The sequence below is a fragment of the Intrasporangium sp. genome, assembly GCF_032907665.1.
GTDB lineage: Bacteria > Actinomycetota > Actinomycetes > Actinomycetales > Dermatophilaceae > Intrasporangium.
In genome coordinates, this window is the sequence record NZ_JAJJPG010000044.1 from 1 (window position 1) to 25,539 (window position 25,539).

Sequence of the window (25,539 nt, forward strand, 5' to 3'; positions counted from 1 at the left end):
CCACCCGTCAGTCGAGTGGCCCCAAAATCCGTGCATTTGAGGCCACTCGTCGTGCGGGGCCGCCCACCCGACAGTCGAGTGGCCCCAAAGCCGGCCCAGCGGCATACGGTCTCGTGTTGGAGGAGCCCTCAGAGGGCGGCGTTCAGAGCCTGGTCGAGGTCGGACCAGAGGTCCTCGAGGTGCTCGATCCCGACGGACAGGCGGATGAGGTTGGGCGGCACCGACTCGGGCTCCGCAGGCAGACGCCGTCGCCGCTCGAGCTGCGACTCGACGCCGCCGAGACTCGTCGAGTGCACCCAGACGCGCGTGGCGGCACAGACGCGGTCCGCCGCCTCCGCGCCCCCGGCGACGTCGATGGAGAGCATCGCGCCGGCGCCGGGGTAGCGGACCCGCTCGACGGCCGGATGGCCCTCGAGGCGCGCGGCGAGCTGTGCGGCGTTGGAGCCGGCCCGCTCGAGGCGAAGGGCGAGGGTGCGCAGCCCCCGCAGACCGAGGTAGACCTCCATGGGGCCGGCGATGGCGCCGTGGAGGGTGCGGTGCAGGGCCAGCCGCTCGCCGATGCCGCCGCCACGCTCGTCGTCCGCGACGACGGTCACGCCGAGGAGGACGTCGGAGTGCCCGGAGATGTACTTCGTCGCGGAGTGCACGACGACGTCAGCCCCGAGCTCGAGCGGCCGGCACCCGAGCGGGGTCGGCAGCGTGTTGTCGACGACGCTGACGACCCCGTGCTCGCGGGCGGCGGCAAGCACGGTGGGCAGGTCGATCACGTCCATGAGCGGGTTCGTCGGGGACTCCAGCCAGACGAGGTCGGCACCCTCGAGGTCCGAGATGAAGCCGGCCGTGTCGGTGGCGTGGCGACGCCGCACGGTGCCGCCGGCCTTCTCGAAGGCCTGGAGGACGTCGACCGTGCCGTTGTACGTCGTGTCCGGCGCCACGACCGTGCCGCCACCGGGGACGAGTGAGAGCGCCGCCGAGATGGCGCCCATGCCCGAGGCGTGGACCAGCGCAGTTCCTCCTTCGAGGCGGCCCAGCACCGCCTCGAAGGCGTCCCAGGTCGGGTTGCCGCCACGGGCGTAGGTCACCGGCCCGTCGGCGACATAGGTGGAGGTGAGGTACACCGGCGGGTTCACCGGGGCGCCCGGCTCGCGGGGCGGCCGACCGGCCGAGACGATCACCGTGTCCACGTGGAGGTCGTCGGCGGGTCGTTCCGGGGTCGAGCTCACCGCGTCAGCGTATCGGCCGGAGCAGCGATTGCCCGTATAGAGTCTCGCTTGATGACCAGCGACCAGCAGCCCGTGCAGGCAAACGAACCCGAACGACCCAACGCCGTCGACGCCTCTCCCAACGGGCACCGCACTCGCCGTCCCAGGGTCGCCATCATCTTCGGTGGGCGCTCTTCGGAGCACGCGGTGTCGTGCGCGACTGCCGCCGGGGTCATGCGTGCGATCGACCGCGACAAGTACGACATCGTCCCGATCGGCGTCTCGAGGGACGGGCAGTGGGTGCTGGCCGCGGACGACCCCGCGCGGTTCGAGCTGACCGCCGGCCGCACGCCCGAGGTGCTCCCCGACGACGCCCACGTCGTCCTGCCGCTGTCGACCCGCGAAACCTCGCTCCAGGTCCTCGAGGCCGGTCAGCCGCCGCAGGAACTCGGCGACGTGGACGTCGTCCTGCCGCTGCTCCACGGCCCCTTCGGCGAGGACGGCACCCTCCAGGGCTTCCTCGAGCTGTCCGACATCCGCTACGTCGGCTCCGGGGTCTTCGCCTCGGCGGCCGGCATGGACAAGCACTACATGAAGGTCGTCTTCGCCGGCCACGGACTGCCCCTCGGGCCCTACACCGTCATCACCGACCGGGCCTGGCGCGCCGATCGCGCCGCCGCGCTCGAGGCCTGCGCCGCCCTCGACTACCCGGTCTTCGTCAAGCCCGCGCGGGCCGGATCCTCGATCGGCATCACCAAGGTCGACGACCCGAGCGACCTCGAGGCGGCCATCGAGGCGGCCAGGGAGCACGACCCGAAGGTCATCGTCGAGGCGGGGATCTCAGGGCGCGAGCTCGAGTGCGCCGTGCTCGAGGGACACGGCACCGACGCGCCCCGCACCTCGCAGGTCGGCGAGGTGGCGGTCCATGACAACCACGAGTTCTACGACTACGAGGCGAAGTACCTCGCCGAGGCGGACGTCGACCTCACCTGCCCCGCGGCGGTCCCGGATCACGTGTCCGACGAGGTGCGGCGCCTCGCCGCGGCAGCCTTCGACGCGCTCGGCTGCGAGGGCCTCGCCCGCGTCGACTGCTTCTACACCGATGACGGGCGGATCCTCGTCAACGAGATCAACACGATGCCCGGCTTCACGCCCCACTCCATGTATCCCCGCATGTGGGCAGCGTCGGGCCTGACCTACACCGAGCTCATCGACGAGCTCGTCTCGCTCGCGCTCGAGCGCCGCACCGGCCTGCGCTGAGCGTCCCCCGTGCCGCCGCCACCTGCTCAGCTGCAGTGCCTGCCGGTCTCCGGAAGTGACCGGGCCGCGGCGCCGAACGCCGGCAGGAGCAGGGGCACCGGACCGTGCTCCTGCGGCACGAGCACCTCGATCGCCGGCTCCCGACCGTAGGTGACTGCGGCCGTCCCGTCGGTGAGCTGGCGCACCACCCAGTCGACCCCGTCGACGTCGACGCAGGAGTCCTCGGTCGGGGCCGCTGCGCGAAGCCCGCAGCGCGCGATGATCGGGGGGTTCCCCCACGCCGAGACCGAGGGGTGGTCAGGCGTGGTGGCGACGGCCGGTAGGTTGCTCACCTCCGCCGGCCAGTCGATGGTCGAGCAGGCGGCCTCGTCGGCGAGCGGCGCCAGCGCAACGTCGGGCGCGGCTGTGCAGGCGGCAACGAGCAGGAGGACACCACAGCACGCCGCGGTCACCCTGTGGCGGTGCGTCCGAGGCGTGATGGTGAGCGGCGGTCTCGGCTGCACTGGTCGAACTGGTGCCGGGGGACCCGGGGCGGGGGACGCGGGCCGTGGGTCAGACGTGGACCACGGTGCAGGTGAGGGTCCTCGTGATGCCGGGCACGTCCTGGAGCTTGGCGATGACAAGTCGTCCGAGGTCATCGACGTTGGCCGCCTCGACGCGCGCAATGACGTCATAGGGACCGGTCACGTCCTCTGCGAGGGTCACACCGGTGATGCCGGCGATCGCCTCTGCCACCGTCGCCGCCTTGCCGACTTCGGTCTGAATCAGGATGTACGCCTGGACCACGTGTCACCTCACTTGTTGACGACCTGCGCTTGGCTTCCGGCGGGAGACCGGCTCCACGTCCCCGAACGCCGGATCCGCCGCGACGGATCCGATGTGCCAAGGGCCGTGCCCTGACGCTACCTTGCCATAGGACGCCCGTCCCCTGCAGACCTGCGCGACAGCGCCCGATGCGACGAGAAAGGTGTTGATTCGTGCCGAGCCGCCTGGGACCGACCCTGACGGGTGGCACGCCGCTGCGCGGCCTCGAGGAGGAGGACGTCCTCGGACACATCCTTCCGCTCTTCCGCAGCTCGCCGGACCTCATCGTCCCCCCGGGCGATGACGCCGCCGTCCTGGCGACCGAGGAACGCACCATCGTGACCACCGACACCGTCGTGCTCGGGCGGGACTGGCTCGATGCATGGTCGTCGGCCGCGGACATCGGTCACAAGGTCGTCGCCCAGAACCTCGCCGACGTGGCAGCAATGGGCGGCCGTCCGACGGGCGTGCTCATCACCCTGGTCACCGACCCGATGGTCTCGCTGGAGTGGGTCGTCGACCTCGCACGCGGCATCGCCGAGGCGTGCGACCGTGCCGACGTCGCAGTGCTGGGCGGTGACCTGTCGTCGGCCCCGGCGGGGGTCGTCATGATCTCCGTCACGGCCCTCGGCAACCTCGACGGTGAACCCGTCCTGCGCTCCGGCGCTCGGCCGGGGGACCGGGTCGCGGTGTGTGGCTCCCTCGGACTCGCGGCAGCGGGACTGCACCTGCTGACGCACGACCAAGCGGAGCGGCATACGACGGCGGTGGCCAGACAGCGGCGCCCCTCGCCGCCACTCGGGGCCGGCCCACAGGCAGCGGCGGCTGGTGCGAGCGCCATGCTCGACGTGTCGGACGGACTCCTGAGGGACGGCGGCCGGATCGCTCGGGCGAGCGGAGTCGTCCTCGAGCTCGACCCGGTGGCCCTGGCCGCCGACGTCGCCGAGGTCGCCGGCGCCGTGGGCGAGGAGACCGCCTGGGACTGCGTGCTCGCGGGGGGAGAGGAGCACTCACTGCTCGCCACCTTCCCCGATGACCTGCCGACGGGGTGGCGCGGCATCGGGTCGGTGCGCGCCCCACGCCCTGCGGAGGCACCCGGCGTCCTCGTCGAGGGACGGACGGCCCGGCAGACCGGATGGGATCATTTCGGCGGTGGTGGGGCCGGAACTGACGCGGTCGGGGATGACCCCCGTCAGGGATGATGCGGCTGGGCAAGACGAAGGCCGGCATCCCTGAGGGAGCCGGCCTTGCGCGGAAGGACGAGGGTCAGCGAACGACCTTGCCTGCCTTGAGGCACGAGGTGCACACGTTGATCCGCTTCGGGGTCACACCGTCCACCAGCGTCCGGACGCGCTGGATGTTGGGGTTCCAGCGGCGCTTGGTGCGGCGGTGCGAGTGCGAGATGTTGTGACCGAAGCTCGGTCCCTTGCCGCAGACGTCGCAGTTGGCAGCCACGGGTATCTCCTGATGGTCGGGTTGGACGGAAAGTGATGGTGTCCCGCTCGGGCCGCCTCGGGCGCTCGACACGCCCGCGGGGCGTGCGTCACCCGCGAACGCGAAGGGAACCGGTCAAGAGTAGCCGACGGGACGCCACCTCAACAAAACGGCAGGCCCGGTCAGGCCACCGCGCGTGCGGCCTCGACGAGTCCGCGGGCATATCCGGGCCCATGAGACGCCGTGTGAGTCGCGAGCGGATGAAGCTGGTGCAGGGGGATGAGTCGCTCCCAGCCCCGGTCCAGGCCCATGGCGTCGGCGTAGCGGCTCAGGATGACCTCGAGGTGAGGGCAGCCGAAGAGGGCGAGCATGGCGAGGTCGGTCACGCCGTGGCCGCCGTGGGCGGCAGGGTCGATGAGGACTGCGCCGTCGGGGGTGAAGATGACGTTGCCCGACCAGAGGTCGCCGTGGATCCGTGCCGGTGGACGGTCGTCGTCGTACTCGCCCGCCGCGATCCGGTCGCACACCGCATCGATCACCGCGGCGCCCGCCGGGTCGAGGTGCCCGACGTCGACGGCCTTGCGGACGAACGGGCGGACCCGCTGCTCGGCGAAGTAGCGGCCCCAGGACCGCTCCGGCTCGTTGCGCTGTCGCTGCCTCCCGATCCACGCGTCGCCGGTCCAGCCAGCCGGTGGGGACCCGAATGAGGGGGCTCCCAAGGAGTGGGTCACCGCCAACGCCTCGCCGAGGGCGGCGGCAGCCGCAGGTGTTGCGGGGGCAGTCGCGAGACGTCGGAGGTCGATGTGCTGGCGAGCCACGGCGACCACCTCGACCACCTGTGCGCCGCCGAGCCGCTCCGCCTCGGCGAGCCACCTGAGCCCGGCCGCCTCCGCCTCGAAGTAGCCCTCGGGGGCCCGTGGCCAGGTCTTGCGGTGCACGGCGGGGTCTCGTCGGGTAGACACGAGGCAACGGTAGACGGCCGACGCAGCAGGTCGTCGGGGCGACGCAGTAGCCTGCCGGTCAGCACCCGCCGCCGGACCGCGACGGACCTTCCAGCGGCCGGTAGCGGCAGACGTGGCGGACAGTGTGGCGAGACAGGTGTGGCGAGACAGGTGTGGAGAGACAGGGTCGACGAAGCGGAAGGAGCCGAATGACAAGCGGGTCGTTGAGCCCGGTGGGAGCCCTCGAGGCTCTCGACGTCAATGCAGTGCGTCGTTGGGCCGTGCTCGTTCGCTCCGTCCTCGCCGCGCGTCGAGCCGAGATCGACGCCCTCAACGTCTTCCCCGTCCCTGACGGTGACACCGGCACCAACCTCTACCTCACGTTCGATGCCGCCCTCGACCGGATGCTCGCGCAGGATGCGGGGCAGCCGCCGCCGGACAGCGTCGGGCACCTCCTCAAGGGCTTCGCGGGACACCTCCTGTGGACCGCCCGCGGCAACTCGGGAGTCATCCTGAGCCAGCTGGTGCGCGGCCTCGCAGAGGGGATCGCGGACAGTCCGGTGATCGCTGCTCGCGAGCTGGCCGCCGGGCTCGTCAAGGCTGACGAGCGGGCGTGGCAGGGCGTCACGGATCCGAAGGAGGGCACGATCCTGTCGGTGTCCCGGGCCGCGGCGCTCGCATCGGGGGAGGGCGACGACCGTGGTTTGCACCCGCTGACGGTGCGCGTCCTCGCTGCCGCCCAGGAGGCGCTGGCCCGGACGCCCGAGCAGCTGCCGGTCCTCGCCCGTGCAGGAGTCGTCGACGCCGGTGGCGCCGGGCTGGTCCTCATCCTCGAGTGCCTCGAGCGCCTCGCGGCCGGCGACGACGGCCGAGTCGTCCTCGGCCTCTCCTCGTCGGACCGGCGCGGGCGATTCCATGTCGAGCCCGGAGCCCCTCTCGTCACGCGGCCGCTCGACGCCGACGTCGTCCCGATGGGTGAGGCCCCTGGACCGGAGTACGAGGTGATGTACCTGCTCGCCGTCGAGGACGAGGACCGCATCCCCGACCTCCGCAGCCGACTCGCTGCGCTCGGCGACTCTGTCCTCGTCGTCGGCGGCGACGGGGAGTGGAACGTCCATGCCCACGTCGACGACCCCGGCGCAGCGGTCGAGGCCGGCATCGATACCGGTCGTCCTCACCGGGTCCGGATCACGCGGCTGCTCCCCGACGAAGGGGCCGCCTACCCGGTCCACGGTCATGGCGGCGAGCCGGCGCACGGTGCTGCTCTCGGCGCGGGCGACGACGCAGCGACGCCGGGTGCGGACGCCGTGTCCAAGGCCGGATCCGGCACAGTCTCGGCCGGCGGAGCAGAGGGCTCCACGGGAGCGGCGGGATCAGCGGGATCAGCGGGTGCGCGCGGGACGGACGCCACAGGCATCGTCGCCTGCGCCGCCGGTGCCGGCCTCGCGGCGGTGTTCGAGGAGGCCGGCGCCATCGCGCTGCCATCGGGCCCCGGGCACCGCGCGACGACCGGGCAGTTCATCGAGGCGATCCGGCAGCAGCACGCCACCGGCGTGCGGGGAGTCATCGTCCTCCCGAACGACACCGACACGGAGCTCGCCGCAGCCGCCGCGGCACGGGCCGTCGCCGACGAGGGCATCGAGGCGCTCGTGGTCCGCGCCCGCACCGCCGTCCAGGGAGTGGCGGCCGCGGCCGTCTTCGAGGCGGCGGCGGCGCCGTCGACGAACCTCGTCGCGATGCAGTCGGCCGCCTCCGGGACGCGCCACGGCGCCGTGACCATCGCCAACCGGGTGGGCCTGACGAGTGGGGGACCGTGCGAGCCGGGCGACGTCCTCGGCGTCGTCGACGGCGACATCGTCATCGTGGGCTCCGACCAGCTCGCCGTGGCGCGCGAGGTCGTTCACCGACTGCTGTCCAGCGGCGGCGAGATGGTCACCGTCGTCCTCGGCGACTCCGCCCCTGAGGGCCTCGTCCCCGCGATCGAAGCCACGGTCCGTGCGGCCCACCGCGGTGTCGAGGTGGGTGTCCTCGACGGGGGGCAGCCGGTCTACACCGCGCTCATCGGGGTCGAGTGACCATGGCCGTGCTCACCGAGGAGTCACACCTCACCAAGCTGCTCAAGAAGGCCGAGGCCGCGGCCATGGCCAAGAACAAGGGCGTCGAGACCGTCGGCGAGCTGCTCGAGTTCGTCCCTCGCAAGTACCTGCGGCCCAACGAGCTCACCGATCTCTCGCGCCTGCACGTCGGCGAGAACGTGCTCATCGTCGCGGAGGTGGCCCAGGCCACGACCCGGCCGATGCGCAACCGTCGCGGCAAGATGCTCACCGTCGTGCTCGCGGACGACGCGGGCAACCAGCTCGACGTCACGTTCTTCAACGCCTACGTCCACGAGCGGAAGCTCATGCCCGGGGTGCGGGGGTTCTTCATCGGCCAGATCGGCACCTACGGCCGCCGCCTCCAGCTGACCCACCCCGACTACGAGCTCATCGGCACCGAGAGCGCGGACGCCGAGGTCGAGTACTACCGCACCCACTGGGTGCCCGTGTACTCCACGACGGGCAAGCTCAACGCCTTCCGGATGCGCAAGCTCGTCCACCACGCGCTCGACACCGTCGACCGGGTGCGCGAGCCACTCCCGGAGGACGTGCGCCTGAAGCGGTCGCTGCTCGGACGTGCCGAGGCACTCGAGCTCGTGCACCGTCCGCCCCTGGGTCAGAGCCCGGACGCCGGGCTGCGCCGGCTCAAGTACGACGAGGCATTCGTGCTCCAGACGATCCTGGCGCAGCGCCGCAAGGCCTCCGAGACGGTGATGGGTACCCCACGCCGCCCGAGACCGGGAGGCCTGCTCACGGCGTTCGACGCGCGACTTCCCTTCGAGCTCACCGCCGGCCAGCGCGCCGTGGGGGAGGTCCTCGAGGCGGAGCTGGCCCGGGAGCGCCCGATGCACCGCCTCCTGCAGGGCGAGGTCGGCTCGGGCAAGACCGTCGTCGCACTGCGTGCGATGCTCGCCGCGATCGACGCGGGTGGCCAAGCCGCCCTCCTGGCGCCGACCGAGGTCCTTGCGGCCCAGCACTACCGGTCCATCACGGCGATGCTCGGCGACCTCGCCATGGGCGGGATGCTCGGTGGGAGCGACATCGGCACCAAGGTCGCCCTGCTCACGGGGAGCCAGAGCGCCGGTGCCCGACGCGCCGCGCTGCTCGCCGCCGCGTCCGGCGAGGCAGGGATCGTCGTTGGCACCCACGCCCTGATCCAGAAGCATGTGCAGTTCGCCGACCTCGCCCTCGTCGTCGTCGACGAGCAGCACCGCTTCGGGGTCGAGCAGCGCGACGCCCTTCGGGAGAAGGGCGCCAGGCCCCCGCACGTCCTCGTCATGACCGCGACCCCGATCCCGCGAACCGTCGCGATGACCGTCTTCGGCGACATGGAGACGTCCACCCTGCGAGAGCTCCCGCAGGGCCGGGTGCCGATCGCCACGCACGTCGTCGATGCCGACCGCGCCGCCTGGGTGGAGCGGACCTGGCAGCGAGTGGCCGAGGAGGTCGCCCAAGGACACCAGGCCTACGTCGTCTGCCCACGGATCGGCGACCCGGACCCGGGCTCAATCCTGTCCGCCGACACCTCCGAGGAGGACGCGGCGAGCTGGGAACCGGTCGACTGGTCGCCGGAGGACGACGGGTCGCCCTCACCACCGGAGAAGGAGCTCACCGGTGTCTATGCGATGTGGCACGAGCTCGTCGCTCGACCCGAGCTCGAAGGGGTGCGCATCGCCGTTCTCCACGGACGCCTCGACCCGGAGACGAAGGAGGCGACGATGCAGGCCTTCGGCGCCGGCGAGGTCGACCTCCTCGTCGCGACGACGGTCATCGAGGTCGGCGTCGACGTCCCGAACGCCTCGGTCATGGTCGTCGTCGACGCCGACCGGTTCGGGATCTCGCAGCTGCACCAGCTCCGCGGACGCGTCGGGCGCGGTTCCGTCCCCGGACTGTGCCTCCTCATGACCCGGGACCCCGGAGATCGGGCGGTCGAGCGCCTCCAGGCGGTCGCGAGCACCACCGACGGCTTCCAGCTGGCCCGGGCCGATCTCCTCGCCCGACGCGAGGGCGACGTCCTCGGCGCCCGGCAGAGCGGACGCGGCAACTCGATCCGCCACCTGAGGCTCACCCGCGCGGAGGACGAGCAGATCATCGCCGAGGCCCGGGAGGACGCCTTCGCCCTCGTCGACGAGGACCCGGACCTGCGAGAGCACCCCGCGCTCGCCGCAGCAGTGGCCGTGCGTCTCGACGAGGACCAGGCCGCGTGGCTGGAGCGGGGGTGACATGACACGGATCATCAGCGGTACCGCCGGGGGACGCACCCTGCGCACCCCACCCGGCTCCATGACCCGCCCGACGTCGGACCGCGTCCGAGAAGCACTCTTCAGCCGCCTCGAGCACCACGACCTGCTCCATGACACGCACGTGCTCGACCTCTATGCGGGCTCCGGGGCGCTGGGTCTCGAAGCCGCGAGCCGCGGGGCATCCGTCGTCCTGCTCGTCGAGTCGGACAGGAGAGCGGCCCGGACGATCGCCCACAACGTCGCGGTCGTGGGGGTGGCTGGCGTCCGCGTCCTCAACGACACCGTCGAGCGCGTCCTGAGTGCGGGCCCGCCCAGCGGCATCCGAATGGACCTCGTCTTCCTCGACCCGCCCTACGACGTCGGCGAGGAGGCTCTCACGGCGGTGCTCACCGCGCTCGTCGAGCAGGGCTGGCTCGCTCCGGAGGCGTTCGTCGTCGTGGAGCGTTCGACGCGGTCGCCGCAACCGACGTGGCCGCGCGGCCTCGAGCTCTCCGGTGAGAAGCGCTACGGCGAGACGATGATCTGGTTCGCGGAGCCGCCCATCAGTGGCGGCGTCGCGTAGGTTGGCCGCGTGACGAGCGAATCGCGCCGCTGCGTGTGCCCTGGTTCCTACGACCCCGTGACCAACGGGCACGTGGACGTCATCGAACGGGCCGCGAGCCTGTTCGACGAGGTCGTCGTGGCGGTCCTGCACAACGAGGCGAAGCAGGGCACCTTCACGGTCGACGAGCGGCTCGACCTGCTCGGCCAGTCTCTCGCCCACGTCGACAACGTGCGCATCGCCGCGTGGGCCGACCGGCTCGTCGTCGACGTGTGCGTCGAGGTGGGTGCCCGATCCATGGTCAAGGGCCTGCGCGGTGGCACCGACTTCGCCTACGAGCTGCCCATGGCCCACATGAACCGTCACCTCACCGGCGTCGAGACCCTCTTCCTCACCTCCGCGCCGGACCTTCAGCACGTGTCGAGCTCGCTCATCAAGGAGGTCGTGCGCTACGGGGGAGACGTCACCGGCCTCGTCCCGGACGCCGTTCTGGCGGCGCTCGAGGCGAGGTTGCGCTGATTTGGGGCGCACCTGCCCCCTCCGGTAGCCTTGGACGTCGGTCCACGTCTGCCTTGGCGCGGGCCGAATCCACACCTACCGCTGTGCAGGAGCCATGGACCGTCCCGATCCCCGTTCCTCCTTGGTGCTCGACACCCGGGAGCTGGGCAGGCGACCCGGGACGATGCAGGAGCTCACGCGCACGGTGGTGCTCCCTGACGATCTCGGCACCGAGGTCATCGCGATCAAGGCCGGGACTCCGGTCGAGATCGCGGTGCGGCTCGAGTCGGTCGTCGAGGGGGTGCTCGTCACGGGTTCGGTCTCCGGCACGGCGACCGGTGCCTGCGTGCGGTGCCTGGATCCCGTCGAGCTCGAGGTCGACGGGCGGTTCCAGGAGCTGTTCGCCTACACCGATCGGGCGGCGCACCACCATGAGGTGGCCGGCGACTCGGACGAGGACGACGTGTACGAACTGGTGGACGACCTCGTCGACCTCGAGCCCGTGCTCCGGGACGCGGTCGTGCCGACGCTGCCGTTCCAACCCGTGTGCCGGGACGACTGCCCGGGGCTGTGCTCCGAGTGCGGGATCCACCTCGCGGAGGACCCGGACCACCATCATGAAGTGATCGACCCCCGATGGTCGGCCCTCAGCGGACTGCTCGAGGACGACCCGCAAGAGAAGAGGAACTGACGTGGCTGTCCCGAAGCGGAAGATGTCGCGATCCAACACCCGTTCGCGTCGTGCGAACTGGAAGGCGACGCCGACGACGCTGACCACCTGCCCGCAGTGTGGCGCGGCCGCGCGGCCGCACATCGCGTGCCCGTCCTGCGGCACCTACAAGGGCCGCTACTACGCAGCTGCCGAGCGCACCGAGCACCAGGCCTGAGCCGCCCGTGGGCATTCCCGTGAGCGACGGCGCAACGGGTGTTCCGGCGGTCCCGCAGCGGCCCGTCGATGCCCTGTTGGCCCACCTCCGAGAGGTGGTCGGACAGGACATCGACGAGCCGCTGCTCCTGCGTGCCCTCACGCACCGCTCGTACGCCTACGAGAACGGTGGGGTCCCCAACAACGAGCGGCTCGAGTTCCTCGGGGACTCCGTGCTGGGCCTCGTCGTGACGGAGACCCTCTACCGCGGACACCCCGACCTCGCCGAGGGACAGCTGGCCAAGCTCAGGGCCGCGGTCGTCAACATGCGCGCCCTGGCCGACGTCGCCCGGACCTTCGACCTCGGGCAGTACGTCATGCTCGGCAAGGGCGAGGAGGCCACGGGCGGCCGCGACAAGGCCTCCATCCTGGCCGACACGATGGAGGCCCTCATCGGCACCGTCTTCCTGTCTGCCGACATCGAGCACGCGGCCCAGTTCATCCACCACCACTTCGACGCCCTCATCGAGGAGGCCGCGACCCTGGGGGCGGGCCTGGACTGGAAGACGAGCCTCCAGGAAGTCGCAGCGGCCGTGGGCCAGGGAGCGCCTGAATACCGAGTCGCCGAGCAGGGTCCCGACCACGAGAAGGAGTTCCACGCCCGCGTCGTCCTCGGCGCCGAGGTCCTGGGTGAGGGACACGGCCGGAGCAAGAAGGAAGCGGAGCAGAAGGCCGCGAAGGAGGCCTGGCACACGCTCGACCGCCGCCGCGCCGACCTGGCCGAGGCAGCATCAGAGGTGACTGTCAACCGCTCCCGCGCGACCTGATGCCGGAGCTGCCTGAGGTCGAGGTGGTCCGTCGCGGCCTCGCCGACCATGTCGTGGGCCGCTGCGTCCAACGGGCCGAGATCACCGGGCCACGCGTCGCGCGACGCCACGTTGCGGGCGCCGAGGATCTCGCCGCGCGCCTGCAGGGCACGGTGGTCACAGGGGCAGCCCGCCGGGGCAAGTACCTCTGGCTCGTCCTGGACGGCGACGAAGCGCTCATCATCCACCTCGGGATGAGCGGCCAGATGCTCGTCGAACCGGCGGAGGCACCGCGCGAGAAACACCTGCATGCGCTCTTCGTCTTCGCGGACGACGGTCCCCAGCTGCGGTTCGTGGACCAGCGCACGTTCGGCGGACTGGCACTCTCCCCGCTCGCGGACGACGGCATCCCGGAGGCCGTGCGCCACATCGCGCCGGACCCCTTCGAGGCGTCCTACGACCAGCGCGCGGTCATCCGCCGGATGAAGCGGCGGGAGAGCGCCGTCAAACGCGCTCTCCTCGACCAGTCGCTCGTGTCGGGCATCGGCAACATCTATGCCGACGAAGCCCTGTGGAGGGCCAAGGTCCACGGCGAGCGGCTCTGCTCGGCGTTGACGAAGCCGACGCTGGGGCGCATCCTCGGCCACGCCACGGAGGTCATGGCTGAGGCGTTGAACCAGGGCGGCACCAGCTTCGATGCCCTCTATGTCAACGTCAACGGTGCGAGCGGATACTTCGACCGGTCGCTGCACGCCTACGGCCGGGCCGGCACGCCGTGCGACCGGTGCGGGTCGCTGATGCGCCGCGAGCACTTCATGAACCGGTCGTCGTACTCGTGCCCGGCCTGCCAGCCGAGGCCGAGGACCCGCCGCCCACGCTGAGCCCGGCTTCCGGCACCCGGCCGACCGGACGTCCGATCTCCTGCCGGCTCGGCCCGCGCGGCCCGCGTGGTCCGTCCGGTGAGATGCGCTGCTGCGATGCGCCCGTGACGGAGGCATCGCTGGAAGGGTGTCCTCCATGAACGAGTCGGTCTTCACCTACGCTGCGCCGCGACTGCGCTTCGGGCCGGGCGCCTCCGACGAGCTGTGGTACGACCTCGTGCAGCTCGGCGCCCATCGCGTCCTGATCGTCACAGACCCCAGCGTCCTGGCCACAGGTGTGCCTGAACGTGTGGCGAGCCAGGTGCGCGAACACGGAGTCGTGGGGGTCGTGCACGACTCCGCGCACGTCGAGCCGACCGACGCCAGCCTGGCCACGGCCATCGACAGGGCCAGGTCCGAGGGGCCCTTCGACGCCGTCGTCGCCATCGGCGGGGGTTCGTCCATCGACACCGCCAAGGCCGTCGACCTCATGCTCACCAACGACGGCGACCTGCTCGACTACGTCAATGCGCCCATCGGTGGCGCCCGGGCGCCACGACACCCCCTGCTCCCGCTCATCGCAGTTCCCACCACTACGGGCACCGGTGCCGAGAGCACCACCATCTGCGTCCTCGACGTGCTCGCCCTCGAGGTGAAGACAGGGATCAGCCACGAGCGGCTCCGTCCCACCCTCGCCGTCGTCGACCCACGGTTGACGATGACCCAGCCGCCGATGGTCACCGCCAGCGCGGGCATGGACATCCTGTGCCATGCCCTCGAGAGCTGGACTGCGAAGCCGTACTCGAGCTACGCGCGGAAACAGCCTCAGGAGCGGGTGCCCTACTGCGGCGCCAACCCCATCGCGGACCTGTGGTCCGAGCGGGCGATGACCCTGCTCGCCCACGCCTTCCGCACCGCCGTGCGGGACGGCGACGACGAGGCGGCCCGGGGAGAGATGGCGCTGGCTGCGACGTTCGCCGGCCTGGGCTTCGGCAACGCGGGCGTGCACGTGCCGCACGCGAACGCCTACCCCGTCGCAGGGCGGGTCCGCGACTACCGCCCGCGGGACTACCCGCAGGACGAGCCGATCGTGCCGCACGGAATGGCCGTCGCCCTCACTGCTCCGGAGGCCTTCCGCTGGACCTTCGACGCCAGCCCGGAGCGGCACCTCGCCGCGGCGGCGTTCCTCGATCCCGAGCGGCGCGGTCCGTGGGACGGAGAGCGCCGGGACGTGCTGCCCGGGGTCCTGCTCGACCTCATGCGAGACATCGGCCTGCCGTCGGGTCTCGGTGCGGTCGGCTACCTCGAGGCTGACATCGATGCCCTCGTCGAGGGCGCTCTCAAGCAGCAGCGTCTCCTCGCGACGAGTCCCAGGACCGTCACCGAGGACGATCTCGCCGGGATCTTCAGACGCTCCCTGAGGCTCTGGGACTGAGCCACCCGGGAGGAAACATCGGGCGAGAACCCAGCACAGCGGCATACAGTTCCGACGTGACGACCGAGCTCCTGCCCCTGTCCCTTCCCGCCGACGCATCCGGGCCTGACTGGCTCGACTGGGTCGGCAGGCGCGGCGACGACGAGCTCGAGCGCGCCACGAGCCTCGTCGACCAGCTCAAGGCGAGTCCGCCGACGGAGACCATCGACGTGCTGCGGGTCTGGAACGACGCCCAGCTCGCCCTGTCCAACGCCGCGGCCGTCGGCTCCTTCTTCGCGGAGGTTCACCCGGAAAAGGCCGTTCGGGACCGAGCCGAGGGGGTCGCACAGGCCGTCCAGAAGCTCGACACGGACCTGGGGCTCGACCCCGACCTCTACGCGGTCTTCGCCGCGCTCGACGCGGCCGGCCTCGACGCAGACGCCGCCCGCCTGCTCGAGCGGACCCTGCGCGACTTCCGCCGGTCCGGCGTGGATCGCGACGAGGCCACGCGAGCGCGCCTGCGCGAGCTCAGCGAGAAGGGCCTGCTCCTGAGCCAGGAGTTCAGCAAGAACATCCGCGAGAACGTGCGCTCCATCCGGGTGCGCCCGGAGCAGCTCGAGGGCATGCCGCAGGACTGGATCGACGCCCACCCCGTCGACGACGACGGCCTCGTCACCGTGACGACGGACTACCCGGACGTCGTGCCCTTCCGGACCTTCGCCAAGGACGCGGACGCCCGCAGGGACCTCGTGACGCAGTTCCTCACCATCGGGTGGCCGGCCAACGACCAGGTGCTCCAGGACATCTTCGCCGTGCGGCGGGAGACGGCAGCCCTCCTCGGCTACGACTCGTGGGCCGACTACGACGCCGAGGTCAAGATGATCGGCACGGGCAAGGCCATCGCCGAGTTCGTCGACCGGATCACCGAGCTGTCCGGGGACCGTGCCGCCCGCGACAAGGCCGTCCTGCTCGACCGGTTGCGTCAGGACCGGCCCGACGCCACCGACATCGACGGGGCGGACACCGCGTACTATGCCGAGCTCGTCCGCAAGGAGCAGCTCGCCGTCGACGCGCAGCGGGTGCGCACCTACTTTCCGTTCGAAGCCGTCCGCCAGGGCCTGCTCGACGTCACCGGCCGGCTCTTCGGGCTCGAGTGGACGGCAGTGAGCGACGCACCGACGTGGCATCCGGAGGTCGCGACGTTCGACGTCTCCTTCCAGGGCAGGCGGATCGGGCGCATCCACCTCGACCTGCACCCACGGGACGGCAAGTACAAGCACGCGGCACAGTTCGACCTCGTCCGCGGGGTGCGTGGCGTGCAGCTGCCCGAGGGCGTCCTCGTCTGCAACTTCAACCGCGGCCTCATGGAGCACGACGAGGTCGTCACCCTCTTCCACGAGTTCGGTCACCTCGTCCACCACGTCATCGGCGGGGACCAGGAGTGGGTTCGCTTCTCGGGGGTGGCCACGGAATGGGACTTCGTCGAGGCGCCGAGCCAGATGCTCGAGGAGTGGGCCTGGGACGCAGACGTTCTCGCGACCTTCGCGCGAAACGCGGAGGGGGAGACGATCCCCGCCGACCTCGTCGCCGCGATGCGGCGCGCCGACGACTTCGGGAAGGGCTACGACGCCCGGACCCAGATGTTCTACGCCGCGCTGTCCTATGACCTGCACGTCAACGAGACCGCGGACCTCACCGGGCGGCTGAAGGAGCTCATGGGTCAGTACTCGGTGTTCCCCTACATCGAGGACACCCACATGCACTGCCATTTCGGGCACCTCGACGGCTACAGCTCCGGCTACTACACGTACATGTGGTCCCTCGTCATCGCGAAGGACATGTTCTCCGCCTTCGACCGGGCCGACCTCTTCGATCCGGAGGTCGCGGGTGCCTACCGCGACAAGGTGCTCGCCCCGGGTGGCCGCCGCGACGCCGCTGACCTCGTCGAGGACTTCCTCGGTCGTCCCTACACCTTCGACTCCTATGCAGCCTGGCTCGCCGAGTGACGGGCGCCCTGCGGGTCACCGCCCTCACGCTCTATCCGGTCAAGTCCCTTGCGGGTGTCGCGCTCGAGTCGTGTCCGGTCGATGCCCGGGGTCTGCGTGGCGACCGCCGCTGGGGCATCGTCGACGCGTCCGGCACCAAGGTCACGGCGCGTGAGGTGAAGGCTCTGCTCGGCCTTCGGGCCGAGCCCGCGGATGCCGCATCACCCCATCCCGTCCCAGCTGACTCCGTCCCAGCCGACTCCGTCCCAGCCGACTCCGCGCCAGCCGATGTCGCCACCACGAGGTCGATCCGGATCGTCGACCGCGAGGGTGACGTCCTCGAGGTCAGCCAACCACTGGGGGCTGAGCCGATCCCGGTGAGTCACACCGGCCAGTCCACGGCACTGCCGGCGGGTCCCGTGGCCGATGAGTGGCTCTCGAAGCGGCTGGGTCTCCCCGTGCGGCTCGTGTGGCAGGGCGAGGATGCCACCAGGCCGATCAAGCCTGAGCTCGGGGGCCGTCCCGGGGACATGAACTCGCTGTCGGACGCGGCGCCCATCCTGCTGACGACCGATGCCTCGCTGGGCCGGCTCAACGGCTGGCTCGGCGAGGGTGGGAGCGATCCGATCGGCCACGACCGTTTCCGGCCCAACGTCGTCGTGGACGGCGACGTGCCGTTCGCCGAGGACCGCTGGGACGAGGTGCGGATCGGGACGGTCACCCTGCGTCGGACCATGGTCTGCGATCGGTGCGTCATGACGACCATCGATCGCGGCACGCTCGAGACGACGAAGGAGCCGATCCGCACCCTGGCCCGTCACCGGAGGTGGGACGGTGCCACGTGGTTCGGGATCCGCCTGACTCCCGTGCTTCCGCTCGGACCTGACGCCGCCATCGCCGTCGGGGACCGGGTCCTCGTCTCGCCAGCCTCGCCAGCCCCGCCGGTCAGGGCATCGGCAGGTCCTTGAGCGGCACCGCCTTGCCGGTGTGGCGCTCGCTCAGCGTTGCCAGCGCTTGGCGAACCGTCTTGGCGAAGAGGTGGGAGCCCTTGAGGCTCGGGTGGATCCGGTCCGACTGGAGCTGCTCGGGGTGGTCGCGCACCGCGGCGGCCCAGTCCGCGACGACGACGTTGGGGCGCGTCCGGGCGATCGCCTCGAGTGCCGCGTTGTCATCATCGATCCGCGCGAACGGCCCCATGAGGTTGACGAGCACGACCATGCGGTCGGGGCCGAGGACGTCGAGGACCGCTCGGACGTCGTCGGCCTCGACGCCCGCGTTGGTGCCGAAGGCGAGGACGACGGCACGGCGGTTGCCCTCACCTCGCGCCTTGACGGCCGTGAGGGCATCGGACCAGCGGCGGTTGGACTTGGTGTCCATCCGGATCCCGGGGAAGTAGTAGTCGAGCGCATGGATGCTGCCGACCATCATCGAGTCGCCGTAGCCGTCGATCTCCTTGCCCGTCGGCATGGTGAAGTCGGGTTTGGCGTCGGCGGGGTCGACGGATGTGTTGGCGGTCGGTTCCCCGACCGCAGGGGCTCCCGCTGAGCCCGTCCCCGGCGTCCTGGCGGGCGTCGTGGTCGAAGGGGCTCGAGAGGTCGCCCCTGACGAGGGTGTCTTCGCGGTGCCGGTGGGAGCAACCCGTCCTGCCTGCGCCGGGTCGGCAACGGCTGCCCGAGCGGCAGCGGCCGCCTCGTTGGCCTCGAGCATGCGTGCGGTCTCGGACTGGTCGGGGGCGGTGAGAACGACGAAGGCCAGGGCCAACGTGGCCGTCACCGTGGTTGCGGCGACGACCTGGCGGGTGCGCCGGGACCACGAGAGGAGGTGGTCACCGACGACGCGCAGCACGCCACGGAAGCCGTGCCGCCGGAAGGGCGTCTCGACCAGCCGGTGGGTCAGGTCCGCCAGAGCCAGGGTCACGAGGACGCACCAAGCACGGGTCAGCAGGTGGCTCACGGTCCCCGGGGCCGAGGGGTTGTCCCGGGCGACGAGCAGGATGACCGGCCAGTGCCAGAGGTAGATGGAGTACGAGCGCACCCCGACCCACACTGCGACGGGATGGCCGGTGACGCGTTGCCACAGGGTCGGGCCGCGACCGGGCACTCGGTCGAGGACGCCGAGGACGAGCACACCGCTGGCGAGGGAGGCGAGCAGGATGCCCCCACGGAAGGTCGCGATGTCGGACTCGTCGAGGAGCAGGAGGCAGGCGAGCAGGGTGGTGGCGGCGACCGGCACCGCCAGGCGACCGGGCAGTCCCAGCAATGACGGCCGGATCCGCAGGGCCAGCGCCGGGCTCGCCCAGGCGAAGGCGAGGGCCGCGCCGATCATCAGCCCCATCAGGTGCGTGTCGGTGCCGTAGTAGACGCGGGTCGCGTCGACGCCGGGCTCCACGAGGACGGCCATGAGCACGGTCGAGACGATCGCGATGCCCAGGGCTGCAGCGACGCGGGTCCGCGCGGTGGCGACGGTGACGAGGAGCAGCGTCAGCGCGGGCCAGGCGAGGTAGAACTGCTCCTCGACCGCCAGGGACCAGAAGTTCATGAACAGCTGTGGGGCGGTCTGGTCGAAGTAGCTCGACCCTGCGGTGATCTCGACCCAGTTCGTCGAGAAGGTGAGGGCGCCGACGATCTGGCGTCCGACATGGACGAGCAGGTCGGCGCTGACGAGCCGGGCGATGAGGGTGCTCACCGTCACGGTGACGACGAGGGCGGGCACGAGCCGCCGCGCTCGGCGCACCCAGAAGTCGCGGAAACCGATCCGGCCCGTCCGCTCGTGCTCGCGGACGAGCAGGGTCGTGATGAGGAAGCCGGAGACGACGAAGAAGACGTCGACGCCGAGGAAGCCGCCCGGCAGCCATGGTGCGTTGAGGTGGAAGACGAGGACCGCGACGATGGCGAGGGCGCGGATCCCGTCGAGTCCCTCGATCCGGCGTGCGGAGCGCGTCCTGCCCGGTGCCTGGGACGACGCGCGGCCACCGGCTCGCGGGATGTCCTTCTCCGCGACCGACTGCGCGCTGCGGGCCACTCGAGGTGTGGCCGAGGTCGTCACCTGGCTCCCTTCTTCGCCGTCGACGGCTCCGATCGAGGTTCCGTGCGCGGCCTGCGCGGGCCGGCCCCGTCTGTGAGCATAGGGACGCCTGGGGCCGGTGGTGCGGAGGCGCGCGGGAGGTGCCCGCCCGGTGCCAACGGGTGCTGTATGCCGCTGGGCTGGTCCCCGAGTGGAGGTGCCGGTGCGGTGGGCGGGCCAAGGGCACCGGCCGGGCACGTCCTACGGTGGGCCCATGAGCACGGTGACGCGGGTGACCTGGTTCGTGCGTGGCCGGGTCCAGGGGGTCGGCTTCCGGTGGTGGGCCCGGGCGCGGGCGCTCGAGCTCGGTCTCGCGGGACACGCGCGCAACATGGCGGACGGTCGGGTCGAGGTGGTGGCGCAGGGGCCGCCCGACGCCGTGGCCCGGATGGAGGAGCTCCTCCGGGAGGAGCCGACGCGGACCGGCCGCCCGGGACAGGTCGTCTCCGTGGTCGCGCAGCAGGGCAGCGTGCGGGACGACCTCACGGGATTCGTCGAGCGCTGATTCGGGGACGACCTGCGTTCCGGTCCGCTCCTCGGTCGGGCCGGGAGGGTTGTGGGGAAGTCGCCTAGCCTGACGTCGTGAGCGAGAACGCACCCGAGATGCCCGCCGAGCTGCTGCGCCTGCGCAACAGCATCGACAACATCGATGCCGCCCTGGTGCACCTGCTCGCCGAGCGGTTCAAGTGCACGCAGCAGGTTGGTCGCCTCAAGGCCGAGCACCACCTTCCGCCGGCGGATCCTGCCCGTGAGGACCGCCAGATCGCCCGCCTGCGCGCCCTCGCCGACGAGGCCGGCCTCGACCCCGTCTTCGCGGAGAAGTTCCTCAACTTCATCATCGCTGAGGTGATCCACCATCACGAGCGGATCGCGTCCGGCGACGAGTGACCCGCAACACGCCCGGAAGCTCGCAACTCCGACGTGATATTTCACGGGTCGGTTGCGCATTGCCGGGCGTGTTGCCGCGGGGCGTGGTGCGCATTGCCGGGCGTGCTGCAGCAGGGGGCGTGGTGCGGCAGGGGGCGTGGTGCAGCAGGGACCGCGGTCAGTAGAGGGTGGCGTTCTGCCGCTCGTCCAGTGCCGCGTCGTAGTCCTGGGCCTCCTGCTGGGACTCGAAACCGCCGGCCTCGAGCGTCATCCGTCCCGCGCTCGGGACGGACGCGGGATCCGGCCAGCTGCCCGGGTCCCACAGGCGCGAGCGCTTGATCGCCCGAGCGCACTGGAAGTACACGCGCTCGACGGTCACGACGAGGACCGAGGCGGGCCGTGCGCCGCGCACCTCGTGTCGGGCCAGCTCCTCCGGGTCGGTGGACACGAGGGCCGTGCCGCGCACGCGCAGCTCGTGGCCCACTCCCGGCACGAGGAAGAGGAGTCCGACACGCGGGTCGGCGATGAGGTTGCGCAGCGTGTCGAGCCGGTTGTTGCCGCGTCGGTCGGGTATGACCAGGCTCCGCTCGTCGCGGACCCTGACGAACCCGGGCGCGTCGCCACGTGGCGACTGGTCGAGCCCGCCCTGGCCCACGGTCGACACGACGCAGAAGGGCGCGGCCTCGACGAACGCGGCGTAGGCAGGAGTGAGAACCGGCGACTCCTTGCGGATCGAGGCTGCCCCGGGCTGGTTGGGGTACACCTCGAGGAGTCGCTCGACGGACGTGATCGTGTGGAGGTCGTTCACCCCGTCAGCGTAGGCTCCCGATCTCGACCGGGCCGGCCGGGGTGATGAGGGTCGCGGTCAGGCGGTAGGGGCCCGGCTCCACCACGACGGGTCCGTCGAAGCCCGCCAACGCCTTGACCAACGGGCCGGGGTCGGGGCTCGACAGCCTCAGCTCGAGCAGCCGGATTCCCTTGTCGGGCAGCGTGGTCGACGGTGGGGGAGTGCGCCAGAGGATGCGTGACGGCGAGAGCCCGCCCAGCGGCATACGGCCATCTGGCGCGACGGTGAGTGCCCACTCGTTCACCCCGCGGCGCAGCTCCAGGACGTCCGGCTCGCCGGCGAGCGAGCTGACCCGTGCGACCCAGTGGACGAGCGCCGGGCCCCGGGCCAGCCGATCGCGCATCGCGACCGTGTCGAGCTCGAACCACCGCGGGCGACCCGGGGCCGGCGCGGCCGGGTCGACGGAGATGACCTCGAGGTAGCTCTCCGGGCCCAGCGACAGGAGGCGGTTGTGGGTGCCGAAGGCGTCATGTCGGCCCCCTGCTTCGAGCGACACGCCGAGGTGATCCTCGACCCAGCGGGCGCCCTCGTCGAGGTCTGCTGCGGCGACCACGAGGTGATCGAGCGTGCTCACCGCTGTCACCCTAGTGCCGTATGCCGCTGGGCCGGCTCCCCGCGACCTCCCCGGATCCGCTCCGGCCGGCAGGTAGTCTGACCGGGATCTTTCGCAAGTGGCACCGTCTCTGAACGTCACTGAGCGGGTCCCACAGCAGGTCGGCAGAAGGAACCACTGGGTCGTGTACGTCAAGAGCCTCACCCTGAAGGGCTTCAAGTCCTTCGCGTCGGCGACCCACCTGCGTCTCGAGCCGGGCATCACGTGCATCGTCGGGCCCAACGGCTCCGGCAAGTCCAATGTCGTGGACGCGCTCGCGTGGGTCATGGGCGAGCAGGGGGCCAAGTCCCTGCGCGGCGGCAAGATGGAGGACGTCATCTTCGCCGGCACCTCCGGGCGGGCGCCGCTCGGCCGGGCCGAGGTCGCCCTGACGATCGACAACACCGACGGCGCCCTGCCCATCGACTACACCGAGGTGACGATCTCGCGGACGATGTTCCGCAACGGCGGGTCGGACTATGCCATCAACGGCACGCCCTGCCGGCTCCTCGACATCCAGGAGCTGCTCTCCGACAGCGGCATCGGCCGGGAGATGCACGTCATCGTGGGCCAGGGCCAGCTCGACACCGTGCTGCGGGCCACCCCCGAGGAGCGGCGCGGCTTCATCGAGGAGGCAGCCGGCGTCCTCAAGCACCGCAAGCGCAAGGAACGCGCCCTGCGCAAGCTCGAGTCGATGGAGGCCAACCTCACCCGGGTCCAGGACCTCACGGGTGAGATCCGTCGTCAGCTCGGACCGCTGGGGCGCCAGGCAGAGACCGCGCGGAAGGCGGCCGTCATCCAGACCGAGGCGCGAGACGCACGGCTCCGCCTCATCGCCGACGACCTCGTCCAGCTCATGTCGACGCTCGAGCAGGAGGTGGCCGACGAGTCCGCCCTCATTGCGCGCCGCACGGAGGTCGAGGAGGCCATGGCCGACCTCAACCTCCGCCTCGGCACCCTCGAGTCAGCCGCCGAGGAGGCCCGTCCCGCCCTCACGCTCGCCCAGGACCAGTACCTTGCACTGAGTCGTCTCGTCGAGCGGATGTCCGGCACCCTCTCGCTCGCCTCGGAGCGGGTGCGCCTGCTCAGCGAGGACGACGGCGAGGCGGACGAGAGCCAGTCGACCCGCGACCCGGACCAGCTGCGGGCGCAGGCCGCCGAGGTCCGCGAGCAGGAGGCGATCCTGCTCGCCGAGATCGAGGAGATCCAGGCGACGCTCGACGGGGCCGTCCTCGCGCGCACCGAGGCGGAGCGCAACCATGCCGAGGAGACGACCCGTCTGGCACGCGCCACCCGGGCGGCAGCTGACCGCCGCGAGGGCCTGGCCAAGCTCGGTGGCCAGGTCGGCGCCAAGGCCTCCCGCATCGAGGCCCGCGAGGCCGAGATCGGTCGGCTCCGGTCCACCGCCGAGCAGGCCCAGGCCCGCGCCGCGGAGGCCGAGCGCGAGTTCCAGCACCTCGAGGCGAGCGTCGCCGAGGACGAGGAGGGCGAGGAGGGCCTCGACACCGCCTACGAGCAGGCCGCTGCGGAGCTCGAGTCCGCCGAGGCCGAGGTGGCCCGGTGGCGAGAGGCGGAGCAGGCCGCGGATCGGGCCCGCACCACCGCCGCTGCACGGGTCGAGACCCTCGAGCTGAGCCTGAGGCGCAAGGACGGCGCTGCCGCCCTGCTCGCCGTGGCGCAGGACGACCTCGACGCCCACGGGATACTCGGCTCGGTCGCCTCGCTCGTCACCGTCGAGCCCGGCCTCGAGAACGCCGTCGCAGCCGCTCTCGGGACCGCGGCGGAGGCGCTCGCGGTCGGCTCGCTCGACGCGGCTGGACGAGCGCTCGGCACGCTGCGCGCGGACGATGCCGGGCAGGTGAGCCTGCTCGTCCCCGAGTCCGCCGGGCGCGTGGACGTCTCGACGTGGCCGGCGCTCGACGCCGGCACCCGGTGGGCACGCGACGTCGTCCAGTGCCCCGCGTCCGTGCGCCCAGCCGTGGACCGCGCCCTCGACCGCGTGGCGCTCGTCGACGACGACGACCAGGCGAGGCACGTCGTGCGGCGCCACCCGGAGGTCACAGCTGTGACCCGGGATGGCGACGTCTACTCACCCGGCCTCGTCCGGGGCGGCAGTCACGGCGCACCCAGCCTCATCGAGCTGCAGGCCGCCCTCGAGGCGGCCCAGGAGGAGGTCGCCCGCGCGACGACCGAGGCGGAGCAGGCCCGTTTCGCGGCTGCTGCGGCGGAGGCGACGCGGGCTGACCTGAGCGAGCGGGTCGAGGGCTTGCTCGAGCGCCTCCACGAGAGCGACGCCCGGATGTCGGCGATCGCCGAGCGGCTCGGCTCCCTCGGCCAGACGCTCCGCGCTGCGCGGGCAGAGGTGGAACGCACCGAGAAGGCCATCGCCGACGCCCGGGACGCGCTCGAGGCCGACCAGGCCGAGCACGCCGAGCTGCTCGAGCGACTCGAGGCGGCCAGCGCCGAGGGGGAGATCGAGGCGGAGCCGTCGACCGAGGAGCGTGACCGGCTCGAGGCGCTCGCCCGGGAGGCGCGGGCTGCAGAGACCGAGCTGCGGCTGGGCCTGCGCACGCGCGAGGAGCGGGCCCGTGCCCTGCGTGACCGTGCCGACGCCTTCGAACGCAGCGCACGCCACGAGGAGGAGGCGCGGGAGCGGCTCGCCGCGAGGCGGGCCCGCCGCCAGCGCGAGGCGCAGGTGGCCGAGGCGGTGCGGGTCGCCGCTGCGTGGGCGCACGGCCTGCTCGTGGACTCCGCCGACGATGCCGATGCCGCACGGCGTGCCGCTGAGGCCGCTCGCAACGAGCGTGACGCCGAGCTGGCCGTCGTGCGTCGGGACATCGCGACCCTCCAGAACGAGCTGCGCGAGCTCACCGACAGCGTGCACCGCGACGAGGTGGCTCGCGCCCAGCAGCGGCTTCGCATCGAGCAGCTCCAGCAGAAGGCCGTCGAGGAGCTCGGCATCTCTCCTGATTCGCTCGTCGATGAGTTTGGCCCCCACCAGCTCGTGCCCGTCGTGCCCGACCCAGACGCCGACCAGGACCTGCCTCAGCCCGACCCGGTGCCCTTCGTCCGCGAGGCGCAGGAGAAGCGGCTCAGGCAGGCCGAGCGCAAGCTCAACGCCCTCGGCCGCATCAACCCCCTCGCGCTCGAGGAGTTCTCGGCACTCGAGGAGCGGCACAAGTTCCTCACCGAGCAGCTCGAGGACCTCAAGAGCTCGAAGC

At 71.6% G+C, this 25,539-nt stretch carries 24 protein-coding genes; 16 read left to right on the forward strand and 8 right to left on the reverse strand.

The features are described from left to right. Nucleotides 1-128: 128 nt before the first annotated feature. Entirely contained in the window at nucleotides 129-1,223 is a 1,095-nt protein-coding gene (locus LOY02_RS08725; protein ID WP_317181959.1) for a trans-sulfuration enzyme family protein, read from the reverse strand. Between the two features lie 51 nt (nucleotides 1,224-1,274). On the opposite strand from LOY02_RS08725, the gene LOY02_RS08730 reads away from it, so the two are divergent. Continuing rightward, nucleotides 1,275-2,462 (forward strand): D-alanine--D-alanine ligase family protein, encoded by a 1,188-nt coding sequence (locus LOY02_RS08730; RefSeq protein ID WP_317181960.1) that lies wholly within the window; start codon nucleotides 1,275-1,277, stop codon nucleotides 2,460-2,462. Between the two features lie 26 nt (nucleotides 2,463-2,488). Here the strand turns inward: LOY02_RS08730 and LOY02_RS08735 are convergent, their stop codons facing one another. Both LOY02_RS08735 and LOY02_RS08740 read right to left on the reverse strand, forming a co-directional pair. Continuing rightward, a complete protein-coding gene (locus LOY02_RS08735; RefSeq protein WP_317181961.1) occupies nucleotides 2,489-2,914 on the reverse strand; it encodes a DUF3515 family protein in 426 nt (141 codons plus the stop codon). Between the two features lie 100 nt (nucleotides 2,915-3,014). Further along, nucleotides 3,015-3,248, reverse strand: a complete 234-nt coding sequence (locus LOY02_RS08740) for an Lrp/AsnC ligand binding domain-containing protein (protein ID WP_317181962.1) — start codon at nucleotides 3,246-3,248, stop codon at nucleotides 3,015-3,017. Between the two features lie 191 nt (nucleotides 3,249-3,439). On the opposite strand from LOY02_RS08740, the gene thiL reads away from it, so the two are divergent. Then, nucleotides 3,440-4,468: a thiamine-phosphate kinase gene (gene thiL / locus LOY02_RS08745; protein WP_317181963.1), complete on the forward strand. Its 1,029-nt coding sequence runs from the start codon at nucleotides 3,440-3,442 to the stop codon at nucleotides 4,466-4,468. A 64-nt stretch (nucleotides 4,469-4,532) separates the two neighbouring features. On the opposite strand, the gene rpmB is transcribed toward thiL, so the two are convergent. Next, a complete protein-coding gene (gene rpmB, locus LOY02_RS08750) occupies nucleotides 4,533-4,721 on the reverse strand; it encodes a 50S ribosomal protein L28 (protein WP_317181964.1) in 189 nt (62 codons plus the stop codon). 161 nt (nucleotides 4,722-4,882) lie between these two features. Next, on the reverse strand, nucleotides 4,883-5,662 hold the full coding sequence (locus LOY02_RS08755) for a fructosamine kinase family protein (protein WP_317181965.1): 780 nt from the start codon (nucleotides 5,660-5,662) through the stop codon (nucleotides 4,883-4,885). Between the two features lie 188 nt (nucleotides 5,663-5,850). Between LOY02_RS08755 and LOY02_RS08760 the strand changes: the two genes are divergently transcribed. The 11 genes from LOY02_RS08760 to LOY02_RS08810 all read left to right on the forward strand — a co-directional run bounded on the left by LOY02_RS08760 (nucleotide 5,851) and on the right by LOY02_RS08810 (nucleotide 17,917). Then, nucleotides 5,851-7,716 (forward strand): DAK2 domain-containing protein, encoded by a 1,866-nt coding sequence (locus tag LOY02_RS08760; protein ID WP_317181966.1) that lies wholly within the window; start codon nucleotides 5,851-5,853, stop codon nucleotides 7,714-7,716. Nucleotides 7,717-7,718: 2 nt separating this feature from the next. Then, the gene (locus LOY02_RS08765) at nucleotides 7,719-9,959 is read left to right on the forward strand and encodes an ATP-dependent DNA helicase RecG (protein ID WP_317181967.1); all 2,241 of its coding nucleotides are present in this window, start codon (nucleotides 7,719-7,721) and stop codon (nucleotides 9,957-9,959) included. A 1-nt stretch (nucleotide 9,960) separates the two neighbouring features. Continuing rightward, the gene (gene rsmD / locus LOY02_RS08770) at nucleotides 9,961-10,542 is read left to right on the forward strand and encodes a 16S rRNA (guanine(966)-N(2))-methyltransferase RsmD (RefSeq protein WP_317181968.1); all 582 of its coding nucleotides are present in this window, start codon (nucleotides 9,961-9,963) and stop codon (nucleotides 10,540-10,542) included. A gap of 9 nt (nucleotides 10,543-10,551) precedes the next feature. Beyond that, nucleotides 10,552-11,040 (forward strand): pantetheine-phosphate adenylyltransferase, encoded by a 489-nt coding sequence (gene coaD / locus LOY02_RS08775; protein WP_317181969.1) that lies wholly within the window; start codon nucleotides 10,552-10,554, stop codon nucleotides 11,038-11,040. A gap of 94 nt (nucleotides 11,041-11,134) precedes the next feature. After that, complete coding sequence (locus LOY02_RS08780) at nucleotides 11,135-11,710, forward strand: YceD family protein (protein WP_317181970.1); 576 nt, start codon at nucleotides 11,135-11,137, stop codon at nucleotides 11,708-11,710. Nucleotide 11,711: 1 nt separating this feature from the next. Then, a complete protein-coding gene (gene rpmF, locus LOY02_RS08785; RefSeq protein WP_317181971.1) occupies nucleotides 11,712-11,906 on the forward strand; it encodes a 50S ribosomal protein L32 in 195 nt (64 codons plus the stop codon). Between the two features lie 19 nt (nucleotides 11,907-11,925). Then, on the forward strand, nucleotides 11,926-12,711 hold the full coding sequence (rnc, locus tag LOY02_RS08790) for a ribonuclease III (protein ID WP_317181972.1): 786 nt from the start codon (nucleotides 11,926-11,928) through the stop codon (nucleotides 12,709-12,711). Then, entirely contained in the window at nucleotides 12,711-13,571 is an 861-nt protein-coding gene (mutM, locus tag LOY02_RS08795; RefSeq protein ID WP_317181973.1) for a bifunctional DNA-formamidopyrimidine glycosylase/DNA-(apurinic or apyrimidinic site) lyase, read from the forward strand. The genes rnc and mutM overlap by 1 nt, the downstream gene beginning before the upstream one ends. Nucleotides 13,572-13,707: 136 nt before the next feature. Further along, nucleotides 13,708-14,985 (forward strand): hydroxyacid-oxoacid transhydrogenase, encoded by a 1,278-nt coding sequence (locus tag LOY02_RS08800; RefSeq protein WP_317181974.1) that lies wholly within the window; start codon nucleotides 13,708-13,710, stop codon nucleotides 14,983-14,985. Between the two features lie 56 nt (nucleotides 14,986-15,041). Continuing rightward, nucleotides 15,042-16,970 (forward strand): M3 family metallopeptidase, encoded by a 1,929-nt coding sequence (locus LOY02_RS08805; protein WP_317181975.1) that lies wholly within the window; start codon nucleotides 15,042-15,044, stop codon nucleotides 16,968-16,970. Continuing rightward, nucleotides 16,967-17,917, forward strand: a complete 951-nt coding sequence (locus LOY02_RS08810; protein ID WP_317181976.1) for an MOSC domain-containing protein — start codon at nucleotides 16,967-16,969, stop codon at nucleotides 17,915-17,917. Before LOY02_RS08805 ends, LOY02_RS08810 begins: the two co-directional genes overlap by 4 nt. Here LOY02_RS08810 and LOY02_RS08815 read toward each other — a convergent pair. Continuing rightward, nucleotides 17,895-19,994, reverse strand: coding sequence for an acyltransferase family protein (locus LOY02_RS08815; protein ID WP_317181977.1), 2,100 nt, complete (start codon nucleotides 19,992-19,994; stop codon nucleotides 17,895-17,897). The genes LOY02_RS08810 and LOY02_RS08815 overlap by 23 nt on opposite strands. Nucleotides 19,995-20,226: 232 nt before the next feature. Between LOY02_RS08815 and LOY02_RS08820 the strand changes: the two genes are divergently transcribed. Both LOY02_RS08820 and LOY02_RS08825 read left to right on the forward strand, forming a co-directional pair. Further along, entirely contained in the window at nucleotides 20,227-20,517 is a 291-nt protein-coding gene (locus tag LOY02_RS08820; protein WP_317181978.1) for an acylphosphatase, read from the forward strand. Nucleotides 20,518-20,594: 77 nt separating this feature from the next. Beyond that, nucleotides 20,595-20,900 carry a chorismate mutase gene (locus tag LOY02_RS08825; RefSeq protein ID WP_317181979.1) on the forward strand — a complete coding sequence of 102 codons (306 nt, stop codon included), beginning with the start codon at nucleotides 20,595-20,597 and terminating at the stop codon, nucleotides 20,898-20,900. A gap of 157 nt (nucleotides 20,901-21,057) precedes the next feature. Here the strand turns inward: LOY02_RS08825 and LOY02_RS08830 are convergent, their stop codons facing one another. Next, nucleotides 21,058-21,687, reverse strand: coding sequence for an MSMEG_1061 family FMN-dependent PPOX-type flavoprotein (locus tag LOY02_RS08830; RefSeq protein WP_317181980.1), 630 nt, complete (start codon nucleotides 21,685-21,687; stop codon nucleotides 21,058-21,060). Between the two features lie 4 nt (nucleotides 21,688-21,691). Beyond that, nucleotides 21,692-22,300: a VOC family protein gene (locus tag LOY02_RS08835; RefSeq protein ID WP_317181981.1), complete on the reverse strand. Its 609-nt coding sequence runs from the start codon at nucleotides 22,298-22,300 to the stop codon at nucleotides 21,692-21,694. Nucleotides 22,301-22,463: 163 nt separating this feature from the next. On the opposite strand from LOY02_RS08835, the gene smc reads away from it, so the two are divergent. Beyond that, on the forward strand, nucleotides 22,464-25,539 hold a 3,076-nt coding region (smc, locus tag LOY02_RS08840), incomplete at its 3' end, for a chromosome segregation protein SMC (RefSeq protein ID WP_317181982.1).